At 39.6% G+C, this 16,885-nt stretch carries 14 protein-coding genes; 5 read left to right on the top strand and 9 right to left on the bottom strand.

The genetic code is table 11. The features are described from left to right. Positions 1 to 131: 131 nt before the first annotated feature. Together GQR44_RS01445 and GQR44_RS01440 are read right to left on the bottom strand one after the other, a co-directional pair. Positions 132 to 821: a TetR/AcrR family transcriptional regulator gene (locus GQR44_RS01445; protein WP_166368496.1), complete on the bottom strand. Its 690-nt coding sequence runs from the start codon at positions 819 to 821 to the stop codon at positions 132 to 134. Between the two features lie 129 nt (positions 822 to 950). Next, positions 951 to 2,018, bottom strand: coding sequence for a BMP family ABC transporter substrate-binding protein (locus tag GQR44_RS01440; protein ID WP_166368494.1), 1,068 nt, complete (start codon positions 2,016 to 2,018; stop codon positions 951 to 953). Positions 2,019 to 2,237: 219 nt separating this feature from the next. Here GQR44_RS01440 and xdhA point away from each other — a divergent pair, with 219 nt between their 5' ends. From xdhA to xdhC, 3 genes are read left to right on the top strand one after another with little or no spacing between them, the layout of a single operon-like run. After that, positions 2,238 to 3,761 (top strand): xanthine dehydrogenase small subunit, encoded by a 1,524-nt coding sequence (gene xdhA, locus GQR44_RS01435; protein WP_346774306.1) that lies wholly within the window; start codon positions 2,238 to 2,240, stop codon positions 3,759 to 3,761. Next, on the top strand, positions 3,748 to 6,126 hold the full coding sequence (gene xdhB, locus GQR44_RS01430; protein WP_166368492.1) for a xanthine dehydrogenase molybdopterin binding subunit: 2,379 nt from the start codon (positions 3,748 to 3,750) through the stop codon (positions 6,124 to 6,126). Before xdhA ends, xdhB begins: the two co-directional genes overlap by 14 nt. Beyond that, positions 6,113 to 7,015, top strand: coding sequence for a xanthine dehydrogenase accessory protein XdhC (xdhC, locus tag GQR44_RS01425; RefSeq protein WP_166368991.1), 903 nt, complete (start codon positions 6,113 to 6,115; stop codon positions 7,013 to 7,015). Before xdhB ends, xdhC begins: the two co-directional genes overlap by 14 nt. Positions 7,016 to 7,376: 361 nt before the next feature. Here xdhC and GQR44_RS01420 read toward each other — a convergent pair whose 3' ends face one another. From GQR44_RS01420 to GQR44_RS01390, 7 genes are all read right to left on the bottom strand, one after another. Beyond that, positions 7,377 to 7,607, bottom strand: a complete 231-nt coding sequence (locus GQR44_RS01420) for a hypothetical protein (RefSeq protein WP_166368490.1) — start codon at positions 7,605 to 7,607, stop codon at positions 7,377 to 7,379. Position 7,608: 1 nt separating this feature from the next. Then, entirely contained in the window at positions 7,609 to 8,013 is a 405-nt protein-coding gene (locus GQR44_RS01415) for a hypothetical protein (RefSeq protein WP_166368488.1), read from the bottom strand. An 831-nt stretch (positions 8,014 to 8,844) separates the two neighbouring features. Then, positions 8,845 to 9,558, bottom strand: a complete 714-nt coding sequence (locus GQR44_RS01410; protein ID WP_166368486.1) for a hypothetical protein — start codon at positions 9,556 to 9,558, stop codon at positions 8,845 to 8,847. A gap of 588 nt (positions 9,559 to 10,146) precedes the next feature. Continuing rightward, a complete protein-coding gene (locus GQR44_RS01405) occupies positions 10,147 to 10,368 on the bottom strand; it encodes a transposase (RefSeq protein WP_166368484.1) in 222 nt (73 codons plus the stop codon). Positions 10,369 to 11,657: 1,289 nt separating this feature from the next. Then, positions 11,658 to 12,584, bottom strand: coding sequence for an ABC transporter permease (locus tag GQR44_RS01400; protein WP_166368482.1), 927 nt, complete (start codon positions 12,582 to 12,584; stop codon positions 11,658 to 11,660). Between the two features lie 22 nt (positions 12,585 to 12,606). Then, a complete protein-coding gene (locus GQR44_RS01395) occupies positions 12,607 to 13,695 on the bottom strand; it encodes an ABC transporter permease (RefSeq protein WP_166368480.1) in 1,089 nt (362 codons plus the stop codon). After that, positions 13,688 to 15,268, bottom strand: a complete 1,581-nt coding sequence (locus GQR44_RS01390; RefSeq protein ID WP_166368478.1) for an ABC transporter ATP-binding protein — start codon at positions 15,266 to 15,268, stop codon at positions 13,688 to 13,690. The genes GQR44_RS01395 and GQR44_RS01390 overlap by 8 nt, the downstream gene beginning before the upstream one ends. A 528-nt stretch (positions 15,269 to 15,796) precedes the next feature. Here GQR44_RS01390 and uraD point away from each other — a divergent pair. Together uraD and uraH are read left to right on the top strand one after the other, a co-directional pair. Further along, positions 15,797 to 16,294, top strand: coding sequence for a 2-oxo-4-hydroxy-4-carboxy-5-ureidoimidazoline decarboxylase (uraD, locus tag GQR44_RS01385; protein WP_166368476.1), 498 nt, complete (start codon positions 15,797 to 15,799; stop codon positions 16,292 to 16,294). Further along, positions 16,291 to 16,656 (top strand): hydroxyisourate hydrolase, encoded by a 366-nt coding sequence (uraH, locus tag GQR44_RS01380; protein ID WP_205962922.1) that lies wholly within the window; start codon positions 16,291 to 16,293, stop codon positions 16,654 to 16,656. The genes uraD and uraH overlap by 4 nt, the downstream gene beginning before the upstream one ends. Positions 16,657 to 16,885: the final 229 nt, after the last annotated feature.

Below are 16,885 nucleotides of genomic sequence, written 5' to 3'. Positions count from 1 at the left end.
TCTTTTATAAAGAGCGCTTTTTTGTTTGTTGTTGAGTCGTAAAGAGAGTTATTTGTTGTCGAGCTGTAGAGGGAATTATTTGTTGTTGAGTCGTAAAGAGAGCAGTCTATTTTCCTTCGTTATTTTTACTACTAATCGTTATTTTTATTGCTAACACCACAGCCCTTTAAAATCACTTGTGTTAATAGTTGCACGCCTTGTTCAAAGTCTTGCTCTTCTAGCTGCTCTTTCTTCATTAGAATACTTATTTGTAAACCATGGTCTGCATAGGCCTGTGTACTGGACCATAACATAAACAATAAATGTTGCGGATTCATCGGATCCATCCATTTTTTATCGATCCAACTTTGGAATACTTGGCAGGTCTGTTCATATTGTTCTTTTAATTCTGCCTCTAACGGTGCACGAAGATAATGAGCACCATGTAAGACTTCTGCAGCAAAAATACGAGATGCATTGGGATGTTTCTGGGATTGACGCATTTTATTGGCGATATAAATCGGCAGGGCATCTCTAGGGTGAGAGTGCTCATTCATTTCATTCATGCTGCCCATCCATAGCTTTAATAATTGGCTCATGACTTCTTTATACAAACCTTCTTTGGTTTTAAAGTAATAAAGAATATTGGCCTTTGGTAAACCTACTTCCTGTGCGACTGCTAAAACAGTGGTGCCTCGATAACCGCGCTCTGCAAATATTTTTTCAGCGGCTGCTAAAATATGTTTTACATTATCTTTACGTATATCAACTAATTTTCCCCGTTCATGTATTGCTCTTTTTTGTCCTGTTTTTTGAGTCGATTTTTTAATTGTCTTGTTCATAACTAGGAAGCACTCTTTAGGGTTGTTATGTTAATAACTGACGCATTTAAAGATGTAATAGATGTTTAACATGATGGGATTTAGATAATCTTAAATCCCATCTATTTATAATGTTAAGAGGAATGAGGGCTATTTTAGTTTGCCATCAACGCCTTCAACATAATAATCCATACGTAATAAATCACCGTCTTTCATCACTTCGCCGGCAGGTACAATTACTTTGCCAGACTGATCCTTGATTGGGCCTGTGAATGGGTGGAATGCACCACTGACAATTTGTGCTGACAATGCATTTACTTTATCTGCCACATCCTGTGGAACAGCTTTATTGAAAGGAGCAATTTGTGTCATACCTGACCCAATACCTTCCCAAACATCTTCCGATTTCCAAGTACCATCCATAATTGATTGCACACGTTTAACGTAAAAGCTGTCCCAGTTATGAACCGCTGCTGTGAGCTGTGCTGTTGGACCGTAATCGCTCATATCTGAATGGTACGCAATGGCATAAACACCTGCATCTTCAGCTGCTTGTACTGCTGCTGGAGAATCCGTATGAAAAGTAATAACATCGGCTTTTTGGTCGATCAAGCTGTTTGCTGCTTCACGTTCTTTTGCAGGGTCAAACCAAGTATTTACCCATACTACTTTTACTTTTAGGTCTGGTTTTACTGAACGAGCACCTAGTGTAAATGCATTAATACCACGCACTACTTCAGGAATAGGGAACGCACCGATATAACCTAAGGTGTTTGATTTAGTCATGTAACCTGCAACCACACCCGTTAAGTATCTTGCTTCATAAATACGGTCGAAATAAGTGCCGACATTTTTAGCACGTTTATAACCCGTTGCATGTTCAAAGCGAACATTTGGGAAACGTTTAGCTACTTTAAGTGTTGGGTTCATGTAACCAAAAGAAGTGGTAAAAATTAATTTATGACCACTTTGTGCAAGTTGTGTGATCACTCGTTCAGCATCCGGCCCTTCTGCAACATTTTCGATAAACGTTGTTTTAATCTTATCGCCAAATACTTTTTCTAGGTTAAGTCGTGCTTGGTCATGTGTGTAGGTCCAACCTGCTTCTCCCGTTGAGCTCACGTAAACAAACCCTATTTTTAATGGCTCTTCGGCGTGGCTAAATGCAGAGAAACCCAAGGTCAGGGTTAAACACAACATTTTGAAAATCTTTTTCATATTTATTCTCCATATATCGATTTTTTGTTTTGCATTAAAAACTGCTTAATGACGTTCCATATCAAATACCATTTTTTGAACACGAATCAAGGTTGGTACATAGTATGCAGAGCAAGAAACTGACCAAGTGGTCAAATGCATTTAAAATTTTTTAATGTTCTACAATTAATAATGCTAAGAACCTATAAACAAAGGCTCAGTTAGTAAAGGGAGGTTTACGTGATTCAGTTTTTACTTAATAACGAAATGATTGAACTGAAATCGTTTGCGCCAAGTCTGAGCATTTTAGACTGGTTACGCACCAATATGGGGAGAGCAGGGAGCAAGGAGGGTTGTGCTTCAGGAGATTGTGGTGCCTGTACAGTAGTAGTTGGCGATCTCATTAATGGCCAGTGGCAATACAAAAGCATTAATGCTTGTTTAATGCTGGTGGGCAACTTACATGGTAAGCATCTAATCACGGTGGAAGCACTCACGACTAAAGTTGACCCCACGCTAGAAGATTTACATCCAGTACAACGTGCGATGGTGGAGTGCCATGGTTCTCAATGTGGATTCTGTACGCCCGGTTTTATTATGAGTTTGTTTGCTTTGTACATGAACCATAATCAATACCCTGGTAAAGAAGCGGTTATTCAAGCGCTAGGCGGTAACTTATGTCGTTGTACCGGTTATCAACCGATTTTAAAAGCCGCAAAAAAATGCTTTAGCTATCCAAAGCAGGCAGCACAAAATATTTCACACCAAGATCATCGTTTTAGCCAACAGGTTAGCGTATTAACAGAAACGCTTAAAAAAGCCCTGTTAGCAAATCAAATTCCAATGTTAGAAGAGGGTGATCAACATTTTTATTTACCACAGAATTTATCACAGTTGTGTGCCTTAAAAGCATCACATCCTCAGGCTCAATTTGTAGCTGGTGCAACGGATTTATCGGTAGAGTTCAGTCAGCGCCTTAGTTATAACAATAAACTTATCTCAGTACGTTACTGTCCTGAATTAATGCAGTTTAATGAAGATCAGCAAGGTTTACATATTGGGGCTGCATTACCTTATAGCGAATTTTTAGAGCGGTTTTGTGAAATTTACCCAGAATCCCATGAACTGTTTGAACGCCTAGGATCATTACAAATTAGAAATGCAGGTTCGCTAGGTGGCAGTATTGCTAATGCTTCACCGATTGGCGATCCTGCTCCACTATTTATTGCGCTAAACGCTAACATTGAGTTACAGAGTTGTCGTGGACAACGTGTGATTGCATTGGCCGACTTCTTTATGGATTATCGCAAAACACAATTAGCTGATGATGAGGTGATCGTTGCAATCCATATTCCTAAGCGTGAGACTACATTGCAATTAAGCTGTCATAAAATATCGAAACGTATAGAAGATGATATCTCCGCTGTATGTTTAGTTTTAAGTTATCAATTGGATAACGATAAAATGCACAATGTTAGATGTGCAATGGGTGGCATGGCTGCAACGCCAGCACTGGCTAAAAATGTTGCCAAAGCACTAAATGGTCAAATCTTAAACCTAGAAAATCTACAGCACGCCGCACAACAAATAGATGTCGATTTCCAGCCGTTATCCGACGTCCGTGCTTCTTCTACTTACCGTCTTCAAGTTAGTAAAAATCTCTTTGACCGTATTTGGTTTCAAGCATTAGGTAAAATTCAATTAAAACAAAATACGCAAATTAGCAGCGCCATTCAAACAAGGATCCATCATGAGGCACTTTAAAACAGATAAACCAAGTGGCCTTGCAAAGAATGCGATTGGCCAATCTTTTGCGCATGAAAGTGCACTTAAACAGGTCACTGGCAAGGCCATTTATATTGATGATAAACCCGAAGCAATAAACAGTTTGCATGCCTACCCTGTGTTATCAACAATTACCTGTGGCCATATTGTTTCCATCGATACACGCGATGCTTTGTCAGTAACAGGTGTGGTGGATATTTATAGCGCCAAGGATATACCGGGTAAAAATGATGTCAGTCCTGTATTTAGTGGCGATATATTATTGGCAGATGACAAAATTGAATATCATAGTCAGCCTATTTTATTGGTAGTCGCAAGCAGTTATCAAATAGCTCGCACTGCTGCTAGAAAAGTGAAAATTGAATATCAAGAGACAGCGACTGTGCTTGATATTAAACAAGCGATGGCTGAGCAACATTGGGTGCGCCCTCCACATGCATTACATCGAGGTGAGCCAAAAAAAGCAATTAATGACGCCAAGCACCAAATTAATGGTGAACTCTACGTGGGTGGGCAAGAGCATTTTTATTTAGAAGGGCAAGTGAGCACTGCCACGCCAACGGAAGATGGTGGCATGTTTATTGAGTCGTCAAGCCAACATCCCTCTGAAGTGCAGCACTTAGTCGCAAAAATTCTTAATAAACCATTTAATTATGTCACCGTAGAAATGCGTCGTATGGGTGGTGGTTTTGGAGGAAAAGAAACGCAGGCTGCACCTTGGGCATGTCTAGCTGCACTGGCCGCTTTTTATACGGGTAAAAGTGTTAAAATTCGTTTAGCACGTGGCGATGATTTTAAAGTAACGGGCAAACGTCATCCCTTTTACAACACCTATCAAGTAGGGTTTGATGATGATGGACTGATCACCGGTGTTGATATTGATATCAATGGTTACTGTGGTTACTCCGCAGATTTATCCGATGCAATTGTAGACCGTGCATTGTTTCACGCTGACAATGCTTATTATTATCCTGCCGCACATATTAATGGAAACCGTTGTAAAACGAACACCGTTAGTAATACCGCATTCCGAGGTTTTGGTGGTCCGCAGGGCATGATTGTCGCAGAGCAAATTGTTGATGATATTGCTTACTACCTTGGTAAAGACCCATTACAGATTCGTAAGCTTAACCTGTATACGCCTGGTCGTGATATCACTCCTTATAAACAAAAAGTAGAGCAATTTATTCTTCAGGATATGATTGCAAAAATGGAAGTAGAGGCCGATTACTGGGCTCGTAAAGCCAGTATTGAAAACTTTAATCAGCATTCTCCAATCATTAAAAAAGGGTTGTCATTAACACCGGTTAAATTTGGCATTTCCTTTACCGTACAGCATTTAAACCAAGCCGGTGCGCTAGTGGTTATTTACGCCGATGGCTCCGTTCATGTGAATCATGGCGGTACGGAAATGGGACAGGGTTTACACACCAAAATAGCACAAATAGTGGCACAGGCTTTTTCCATCGATATGCAACATGTACTAGTCAATGCAACACGTACCGATAAAGTGCCCAACACCTCACCCACTGCAGCATCAAGTGGAACCGACTTAAACGGTATGGCTGCATTAAACGCAGCAAACACGATTAAAGAAAGATTACTCACCTTTGCTAGCGAGCACTTTGCAGTAAAAGCGGACAGTTTACAGTTAGTGAATAATCAGTTGATCCATGAAAAAGGGAAAATCAGCTTTCCAGAATTAATTAACCTGGCTTATTTAAATCGTATTTCACTTTCTAGCACTGGCTTTTATGCCACCCCTGAAATCTATTACGACCGTGAAAAAGCGGAAGGTAATCCTTTCTTTTATTACGCTTATGGAATTGCACTGAGTGAAGTAGAAGTTGATGTGTTAACCGGAGAAAACTCAGTCACACGAGTTGATATTTTGCATGATGTCGGTAACTCGATTAATCCCGCATTAGATATTGGACAGATTGAAGGTGGCTTTATTCAAGGTATGGGATGGTTAACCACTGAAGACTTAAGTTGGAATGATAAAGGTCAGTTGGCCAGTAACGCACCTGCTACTTATAAAATTCCAGCGATAGGCGATACACCTGCAGAGTTTAATGTCACGCTTTACGATTCACAAAATCCAGCGACAACCGTGTTTAAATCCAAAGCCGTCGGTGAACCTCCTTTCATGTTAGGAATCAGCGTGTGGAGTGCGTTGCGAAATGCCGTCGCCAGTATCACAGATTATCAATTTGCACCGAGCTTAAACACGCCTGCTACAGCAGAATGTATTTTAGGTGCCGTGCAAGTGGCGCAAGAGTGGTTACAAGCGCAGAAAAAAGAGGGCAGTGAACAAGGCCAACAAGGAGTTGATGATGCTTAATATTTCAATGCAAGGTTTGCATAAACATAGTTGGTTACAAGCTGCCACTGAACTTGAACAGGGTAGCGAAACCTACGTCATTATTACGTTATTAGGCGCGGCAGGTTCAACACCGCGTGCCAGTGGCACTAAAATGGTGGTGAGTAAAAATAATATCTACGCGACTATTGGTGGCGGGCATTTAGAGTTTAAAGCGATTAAACATGCTCGACAGTTGATAACACAGGGAGAAACCTGCCAGCAAGTTGAAAACTTTCAACTAGGGGCCAGTCTCGGACAGTGCTGTGGTGGCCAAGTGTTAGTATTATTTGAAGTCTTTGCTAGCGACAACATGCACTTAGATATATATGGTGCAGGTCATGTGGCGCAAGCCTTGATACCAATGCTCGGGCAGCTGCCAATACGCGTACGTTGGATTGATAGCCGCACAGATCTATTTCCAGAGCAGATACCAAGCAACGTCCAAAAAGTGGTTGATGAAGCGCCTGTGGATCAAGTTAACAATGCAGTAAAAAATACTGCTTCTTTAATCTTAACGCATAACCATCAATTAGATTTCTCGTTAACGCAAGCCGTTATAAAACGTGCAGATTCACTATGGTTAGGAGTGATTGGCTCAGAAACTAAAGCGAAGAAGTTTCAATACCGTTTATCGCAAAGAGGTTTCACTGATGCACAGGTTCAAACCATGACCTGTCCTGTTGGCCTAAAAGAAGTATCAGGTAAATTACCAATGGAAGTCGCTATTTCAATAGCAGGGCAGTTAGTTGAGTTATACCAAAGTGTGCAAGTGCAATCACCAAAACGACAGGGTAAAGAATGGAAAGAGTTACAAAGTAACTTGGTTCATTTAAGTGAATTACAAAGTAATAAAAGTAAGGTTAGTTAGTAGTTTCCTACTATTGGCTATAGCTCGTCTGCGCTCGCCGGTCATTAAGGTTAATGGTAGGCTTTGGTATTCCGTCTTTGTGACGCCTTTCTTTCCTTTGATTAGCCAAAGGAAGCTGTTTCCTGTGCCAATGGGCTTATAAAAAGTACCAGTAAAGGGCCTTGTCGTAGTTCGAAAACCAAAGGGATCAATAGTGCGATCAGTAATGAGTTTTTAGCCAGACAAAGTTTGATGTAATTAAAGGACTTGTGGATTAATATTCACTATTCATCATAAGATGAACCGCCCTGTGAGGATCCGCATGCAGGGTGGTGTGGGGGCTGGAGGTTAGATACCTCCGGCTACCCGATTGAAGTTTCGTTTACTTAAATGCCTTTTTGAGCATTTTTTCTATTTCTAATTTAGCATAATCTGTGGCTAACTCTTTGCCCTCATCAGATGCAACATCGATTAATGCATCGTAATCATTTAATTCACCACATTCTTGGCACTTTAATAAATCTCCTGACTTGAACTCCGTTTCAGACTCCCCTTCAAGGGGACAATCACAAAACAAACACTTTAAGCTAATTGAGAAGCTTTTATCTTCCATTTTACTCTCCCGTAACTTTTAAAATGAATGTAGCTAGAGCAATAACAGCACCGAAAAATATTAAAATGCCTTTGTGGTCTTCAATATAGTCAGATGATTTCTTAAGCCATGTTCGTGAGGCTTTTAGTTCTTCGGCTTTTCGTCTTGAACGAGCCGCACCAACACCCTTTGGGGTAATTCGTAAACTTCCGTATTTACCGCCCCCCATAGTTGCATGTGTTAACCACTCATGAGCCAAACACTTATCAGCGGCTTTCTCTAATTCGTTGAGCGTATAGGTTGTATTGTTTTGACTATTGATTTCATTTAATAACTTTTCATCTACACCAAGAGTTACTAACTTATATGTTGATCCAGTGGATTCCATGTAATCAATAACATTATCTAAAAGTTTAAATTCTGGCACCAGACCTCCTTAGAAACTTAACAGCGTAATTAAGCAGAACTATTCTGTATTTCTGGTGGATAGATAGAACGCGATTGTTTATTTAAATTTGATGTTAGAATAACAAGCTGAATAAACTAATCAACAAGTTAAAAATAAAACTGAACCTTGGTCATGTAGATAGACAGAATAATCCCACATTTATGGCGGAAATACAGAATCAAATAGATTATGTGAAAAATAGATTATAGTTTTGCTATGCTGAATAAAATAAGCAGTTAACATTGCCCATCATGGACGCACAATCCCACCGTTAAGTTTTCCCAAATCATCAATGGCTTTTAGCAAAGCCAAACAGGATGTTTGGATTAGGCTCGTTTGTCACATGGATGTGCCGTAAGAGCCGGTGTGTTATAAAAGCCATTTATTATTTGGACCAGAAAACGACTCGGTGTCAGTCTCTTTGCTTACTTTCTCTTCTGATCAAGAGAAAGTAAAGTCGCCGCAAGGGCGAAATACCAAAGCATATAATTAATCAAGCAGACCGGATGAGCGGAGACGAACCCAACTCAAAGTTTATGGGGGTCCACGATCTTCGACGAATTTCAACTCGTGATATTACCTCTTGAAGGTTTTGCTAATATGCTTGTAGTCAAATTTAATGTAGCCCAGCTAAGTTTCAGCTCGGCTAGTGTATGAAAAATATCAGATATAAAATATGTGTACGCAATTGTTTTTTATATATAAAAGCAGAATAAACAACTGTCTTTAACTGTAAGAAATGAAACAAAACACAAAAGATTAAAATTGGATGAAAATGGTGCTGCAATCCGTGCAGCTAGCCTACATTTCCTAAGATCTTCTAAATACCATTAAACACGAAAGAAATATCACAAAAAGTGCAGTGAGAGGGGGCTCACTAACCGCAACAGGTTCATTTACAGGCACAGCTAACCCCGCATAAGTAAATTCAAATGTTTCCCCAGGATAATCTATGTGTCTGCCAAAAATGCTCATACTACCAGTATTCGTATAGGCCGTGGCATTGGAGTTTATTGAAAGGAAATAACTCTGTTCTTGAGGATTTGCGAATAAATTAGCCACTGAGAGTGGAAACAGGAAATCAAAACTAAGCTCGTTTCCATCTGCCGAGCGAGTTGCCGTATTAGGCCCTCTGTCGCCTAAACCATCGCTACGATAGTTAACATCTAACACAAAATCAGAAAAACCAGCGATGACAACTTGGTCGACAAGAAAGTTACCAGTAGTGTTATTCAATGTAGGTACTAATCTAGGAGAAAATATTAAGCTATTGTTAGCATTTGAGCGAGTCACTCTATTGGTAACATCAATGCCTACTTGAAAAAGATTGTTACCACCTGGCACTATAGAATCGTAGATTGAATTATCAGAGATAACTACGCCAGCTAATTCCGGCTCCATTGCAGCCGTTGTACCAGGAAGAAAAGCAGTATCGCCTGCATTTAACAAGATCGCGTTAGATTTAACCGGAATAAGTGCAACAACGCAACTCATTACAATGCCTATTACTATAGATTTATTCATGTCAACATCCTCTTTTATGTTAGAGCTATATTAAATTCATGTTAAATTTTCGTTATATTAGAGGAGAAATAAAAGAGGAGAAATAAAAGCGCTTTACTACGATTATTCAATAATCAGACAATTTTTCTGTTCCAATTAAAACCATTTAATTGAGCTATCATTAACCTTTTTGTATTTGTTCCTTCAGTCAAGTTCAAAGCATAAAGTATACCGAAAAAAGATTATCAACAGTTTTAATGAGTTATAAAACAACCTTTTCTATATAATTGTAAACTGTAAAATATACTGACACATTTTAATATTATTTAGCATCAACTGAGATAAGATTTTATAGCTGATCAGTAGCTTACTTCTTCGGTATAAACAATATGAGAAAAAATAGACAGCCAATAATTTAAAATCTGAAACAGGCTTAAACATGATTGTTAAAATCATAGTCGTCATTATCTGCTGGAATTCTTAGGTGTTTAAAATACCCAAATAATACACATTTCAACATAAATCGTGAGTTATGCGCACGTTTACGATTAGCTATCGCTAATTATATTTTGATTAAGGAATTTTTAAGAAAGATTAATGAGCTTGTCGTCATAATTGGTTCTTACTGGCTATCCAGCATTTACCTGTATGTTCTGCAAATGAAGCTAATTCTTCTAAAGAGCCAACAGCACCTTGATAGTCTTTACCAAATCGACTAGCTAACGTTAACCAAGTTGCTTCATCTAGGCCAAGCTTACTGAGCAATTTAGGATGATGGCCTGCAATAGCACCTCGCTTATCTTCTCGTAAAATACGTCCACTCCAATCCACTAACTCAAGGTATCAATAGTGCGATTAGTAATGAGTTTTTAGCCAGACAAGGTTTGATGTCATTAAAGGGCTTGTGGATTAATATTCACTATTCATCATAAGATGAACCGCCCTGTGCGGAGCCGCATGCAGGGTGATGTGGGGGCTGGAGGTTAGATACCTCCGGCTACCCGATTAGCTTTTACATACGCTATAGTCAAAATCTTCGGGTACTTCGTGCGGCATTTGGTCAACTTGAAAGTAGCCCCAAATAGAAAACAATATTAAGAAGGTTGGTATTAATAGATGAAATACCGATTTTAAATTACCTTTCCAGCCTCTTAGGATTTTCGTGGGCTTGTACACTTTCATTCCCTTGGGGGGAAACTGTTTATGAATAATACCTTTATAGCCAATTGGAACAGTAACAATACCAATCATGAAAGCACCGAAGAGCGGTATACCTACAAATAACGAATACCACATAACTGAAATTCCAGAGTAACCGAACGGTGTGTGACAATGAACAGTATCTACATACCAATTAAGAAAAGGTAGATACCACTTTTCATTAATTATTAGGCACAGCACACCGAGCAAAAGAAATAAAAATATCCTTTTGTATTTTTCCGGTTTTGAGAACTCTTCTGCGTATTCGATAACTCTCTCCTTGAGTAAAAGCTAACAGCGTAATTAAGCAGAACTATTCTGTATTTCTGGTGGATAGATAGAGCGCGATTATTTATTTAAATTTGATGTTAGAATAACAAACTGAATAAACTAATCAACAAGTTAAAAATAAAACTGAAACCTTGGTCATGTAGATAGACAGAATAATCCCACATTTATGGCGGAAATGCAGAACCAAATGGATTATGTGAAAATAGGTTATAGCTTTGCCATGTTGAATAAAATAAGCAGTTAACATTGTCCATCATGGACGAACAATCCCACCGTTGAGTTTTCCCAAATCATCAATGGCTTTTAGCAAAGCCAAACAGGATGTTTGGATTAGGCTCGTTTGGCACATGGATGTGCCGTAAGAGCCGGTGCGTTATAAAAGCCATTTATTATTTGGATGAGAAAACGATTCGGTGTCAGTTTCTTTGCCGCCTTTCTTTTCTGATAAAAGAAAGACGTGTCGCCGACAGGGCGAAACCACTGATAATAAATATCAAGTAGACCGGATGAGCGCAGACGAACCAAACTCAAAGCGAACAATTAATCGCACTGACCTGATGAGCGCAGACGAACCCAACTCAAAGCAAACCCATCCAAAGCATTAAATAAGCGATGACAACCTAGCGAGGTTAGCTACTCCTGTGCCATGGTTTCCCTAATGCCATCGGCTCAAACAACTTCAATCGTTGCTTGTCGCGACTTAACATCACCAACACCACTAATGTCGCAACATAAGGCATCATCGCTAATAAATTAGAAGAGACATCCCAATTTAAACCCTGTGCCACAAGGTGCATAATACTTGCAAAGCCAAATAAATATGCGCCTAAAATAATGCGTTCTATTCGCCAGCTCGCAAACACAACCAAGGTTAATGCAATCCAACCCTTGCCTGATACCATGCCTTCTGTCCACATGGGAGTATAAGCAATGGATAAGTAACCACCTGCTAATCCAGCCATTGCACCACCAAAAATAACCGATAAATAACGAATGAACATCACCGGTAGTCCTAAGTTGCTAGCAACGCTTGGGTCTTCGCCAACCGCTCTTACTGATAAACCTTGGCGGTGATAACGGAAGAATAAATACACCACAATGACCAATATCCAGCTTAAATATACAATCGCATTTTGCCCGAATAGTGGCTTACCTATTAATGGAATGCTTTGTAATGCATCGATAGATAACGAAGGTAGCACAGCTATTTGCTTGCCCTCATAATCGTTGCCTAAAAAAGCGGACAAACCAGTGCCGAAGATAGTTAGGGCTAGGCCTGCTGCAACTTGATTTGCATTTAAATTTAATGCAATGAAGGCAAATAAAAGTGACATGGCAATACCGACTAAGATCGCCGCGATAAAACCAATAAAGTGATTATCCGTGTGGTACATGGCAATAAAGCCTGCAACCGCGCCCATTAGCATCATGCCTTCTTGACCTAAATTGAGCACGCCACTTTTTTCACATACCATTTCACCTAACGCAACCAATAATAGCGGGGTACCGGTCATGATCATGGCGTATAAAATATTGGTAACTAAATCAATATCCATTTGTTGATCTCCTTGTTAATCTTTAATGTTTAGCAGCTGCTGTGAAACCAGGTAACTTAACGGTGAATACGATACGGTAACGGATCAGCACATCACAGGAGAGCAAGAAAAATAAGATCAACCCCTGTAAAATACCTGTGATTGCTCTAGGTAATTGCAATACCATTTGTGACATTTCCCCGCCCATAAATATTAAGGCAATTAATAACCCTGCTAGGGTAATTCCCACTGGGTGCAAACGCCCTAAAAAGGCAACAATAATCGCCGAATAACCGTATCCGGGAGAGATAGCGGGGATTAATTGGCCGGTTGAACCGGTGACAATGACTGCGCCGGCAAGCCCTGCTAATGCACCTGAAACCAAAAACACCATCGCTGCTAATTTTTTCTCTTTAAACCCTGCCATGCGAGCGGCTGGTTTATCCAACCCTAGTACTTTGATTTGGAAACCTAAAAAAGTTTTGCTCATAAATACCCAAACAATAACCAAGGCTAAGATGACCAATAACAAACCAAAATGTAGGCGTGTTCCTTCAAATAAAATAGGTAATAAAGAGCTGTCTCCAAATAGGGCACTTTCAGGAAAGTTATATCCGCTCGGATCTTTTAAAGGGCCATAGACCGCCCACAAAAGAGTATTAAGCGCGATGTAGTTCATCATGATGGTCACTAGCGTTTCGTTACAATTTAAACGCAAGTTGAGGAACGCTGAGATGCCGGAACAAAGCATACCGCCAACCATACCTGCCAGTAATACTAAGGGCATTGCCCATAAACTATCTGAATCAACAAATTTTAAGGCCATTGTGGTGGCAACCACTGCACCTAATAATAATTGTCCTTCTGCACCGATATTCCATATTGAAGCGCGATAGCATAAGGCCAACCCATAGGCGCAGAGTAAAATAGGGATTGCGACAACTAGTAATTCTGTAATGCCGTACCAATTTTCAATAGGGCTGATGAAAAAGGTATACAACGCGAGTTGTGGATCTTTTCCTAATCCCCAGAATAAGACAGTGGCTGCAATCAGGGTTAAAAAAACGGCCAATACAGGGGATAGGTAACCCCACTTTGCCGAAGCTTGCGCGCGAGGGGTTAACTTAATCATGACTTGTTGCTCCTATTTCCACTGTTTTTGTCGCAGCGGTTGTTGCTGTCTTTGGCTCTGTACTTGGTCCAAAATCACCGGCCATCCATTGTCCTAACTTAACTAACGGTAATACTTCCGGTACTAAAAAGTCTGATACGCTACCGTCACAGATAGCACCTAAGCGGTCACTGATTTTATATAACTCGTCTAAATCTTCGGAAATAATTAAAATTGCGCAGCCACGGTCTCTTAACTGTAAAATTGCATCGTGAATAGCGACTTGGGCTCCAATATCAACTCCCCAAGTTGGGTGCGACATTAATAAAAATTTTGGCTCTTGATCTATTTCTCGCCCAACAATGAATTTTTGTAGGTTGCCGCCAGATAAGCTTGCGGCACTAGTGTGATTACCCGGTGTTTTTACTTTATATTGTTTAATTATTTTGTCTGCTAACTGCACAATTTTAGATTTTTTTAAGAAGCCATTTTGCACTAAGCCTGAATCAAAGCTGGTCAGTAGTGCGTTATCGCATAAGTCTAAATCAGGAACAGCACCTCGGCCTAAGCGGTCCTCTGGCACAAAAGCTAACCCTAAACGACGACGTTTTAATGGGCTGAGTTGATCAACAAATTGACCTGCAAACTTTATTGCTTGTGAATTACGGTGGATCTCTTCACCGGATAACGCTTTTAATAACTCTTCTTGTCCATTGCCAGCTATTCCTGCAATACCTACAATTTCGCCTTGTTTAACCTGTAAATTAATATTTTTAAGTGCAATATCAAATTGCCCGATTGACTGTGTAGACAAGCCTTCAATACTGGCAAAAACATCACCGCCTAGAGCGCGTTTACATTCATTACTGATCGCTATATCGTCGCCTACCATCATACGTGCGATGGACTCGGAGGTTTCATTCTTAGGGATGCAATGACCAGTTACTTTACCTGCTCTAAGGATGGTTGCGCTGTCACATAGCTCAGTGACCTCATGTAACTTATGGCTGATAAACAGTACTGAGCAGCCTTCTTTAGTGAGTTTTTTTAAGGTTTTAAATAGGTCCTGTACTTCCTGAGGGGTTAATACCGAGGTGGGTTCATCTAAAATGAGTAGCTGTAAATCTAATAATAAACAACGCACGATTTCAACACGTTGGCGTTCACCTGTGGATAAACTAGAAATACGACGCTCGGGATCTAAGGGCATACCATAGCGCTCAGACGTTGCTTTGATACGATGCGCTAATGTCTTCAGGTGGCCTGCTTGATCACCTAGTACGAGTGCTATATTTTCAGTCACTGTTAAGGTTTCAAATAATGAAAAATGTTGAAAAACCATACCAATACCTAAACCACGTGCAATCGCAGGTTGATCTATCGATACAGGTGAGCCATTCCAAATAATGCTGCCAGCATCGGGTTTGACTACGCCGTATAACATTTTCATTAAGGTGCTTTTTCCGGCGCCATTCTCTCCCAATAGGGCATGAATTTCACCATGCTCTATATCTAGAAAGACTTGATCGTTGGCTTTACAGCCTGGATATTCTTTGGTTATCCCCTGCATTGCCAAACGTTTAACATTGCTCATTAATAAATCCCTTTTAATTACAATGATTACTGTGTCTTTTAAAAACAGCTTTTAATAAAGGAGTATTTTGGTTGTTCTATAACCATCAGAATGCCCATCGAAATAGCCTTATTAATACTGGTTTACACTGTAACCTGTCCAATTGGTCAAAGTTGGTATGATATTAGCAATAACCTTACCAGTTATTAAAAATCCATTGGCTGAATGCCCGTAAGTGATATTTTATAAATAGCTTAAGGCACTAATAAATAAATGATTTTATGTTTTTAAATGCATTTTTAATGGTTTTTTAAACCTAGCAAGTCAGGTCTTAAAATAATTTTATAAGCACCAAGAGTGGACATTATTTTCTCTTTTGCACCATTACAGGGCTTCGATTAAAACAGTAATCGATTAACGATTTGTAGTTAATGAGTATTACTATTTGTTGCTGTAACAGATCATCAACAGCGTTTAGCGAACAGCAGAATAGTGTTTTTATATAATGAGGTTTATTGTCAATCTTACCGAGATGAAAAAGGAAGTTAGATGAGTTTGGATAAAATAAATAATGCCAGTGCAGAGCAAGCTTATGATCTTTTTGAGCACTGCTGTTGCGCGCCAAACTGGATTAATAGCATGGTTGCAGAGCGTCCATTCAAAGATATGAGTGCATTATTAGCGGCATCACAACGCATATTTCTGCAATTATCTGAGCAGGATTATCTAACTGCTTTTACCGGACATCCGCAAATAGGTAATTTAGCGACTCTACATGAAAAATATGCCAGCACTTCTGGCAGTGCAAGTCATGAGCAGTCAGGTATGTCAGTGGCAGAACAAACACTGCTTGAGGAGATGCTGGACTTAAATAAAGCTTACTTAGCCAAGTTTGGTTTTATTTTTATTGTTTGTGCATCGGGGAAAAGTGCACAACAAATGTTAGCGATTATTCAATCAAGGATCGGTAACGATCGTCAAACTGAACTCACAATAGCCAGTCAAGAACAGGCCAAAATAACGCAAATTAGGTTGGAACAATTATGATCAATAAAAACCCAATAACCACACACATACTTAATACTGCACTGGGTAAACCGGCAGCGGATATAGCCATTCAGCTTTTTGTTTTAAATGAGCAAACTTGGCAGTTATTGTCTGCTGCTGTGACTAATGAAGATGGACGCATTGACGATTGGTTGGATAACAGCTGGTATCAAGATAAACAGCCAGAGGATCTTTTTTCGACCTATAAAATCGTATTTGAGCTGGATGCTTATTGGCAGAAGCAAGGTATTGATGCCTTTTATCCTAGCGCTGAAATCTGTTTTAAAGTGCAGGACAGTAAGCACCATCATGTGCCTCTCTTGCTCTCCCCTTATAGTTATTCCACATACCGTGGTAGCTAGTAAGTATCTATTTTATAGACCGTAAAAAACAGCTCTATAGACTCTAAAAAACCGTTACTAAAAAAATAGCCACTAAAAATGTAACTACTCAGCACCCATTAAAACTGAGTGCTTTTTTACCAAAATAAAAACGTAAATGCTCAGGGCTAAGCTATTTATGCTTAGTTCAAGGCGAAAAAGCGCAGTTTAGTCGTTTAAATGAGCATTTTTCAACGAAGAAATAGGCTTA

It is taken from the genome of Psychromonas sp. SA13A (assembly GCF_011378715.1).
In the GTDB taxonomy this organism is placed as follows: domain Bacteria; phylum Pseudomonadota; class Gammaproteobacteria; order Enterobacterales; family Psychromonadaceae; genus Psychromonas.
Note: the sequence above shows the minus strand (reverse complement) of the source record. Positions and strands in the feature narration are given on the sequence as shown.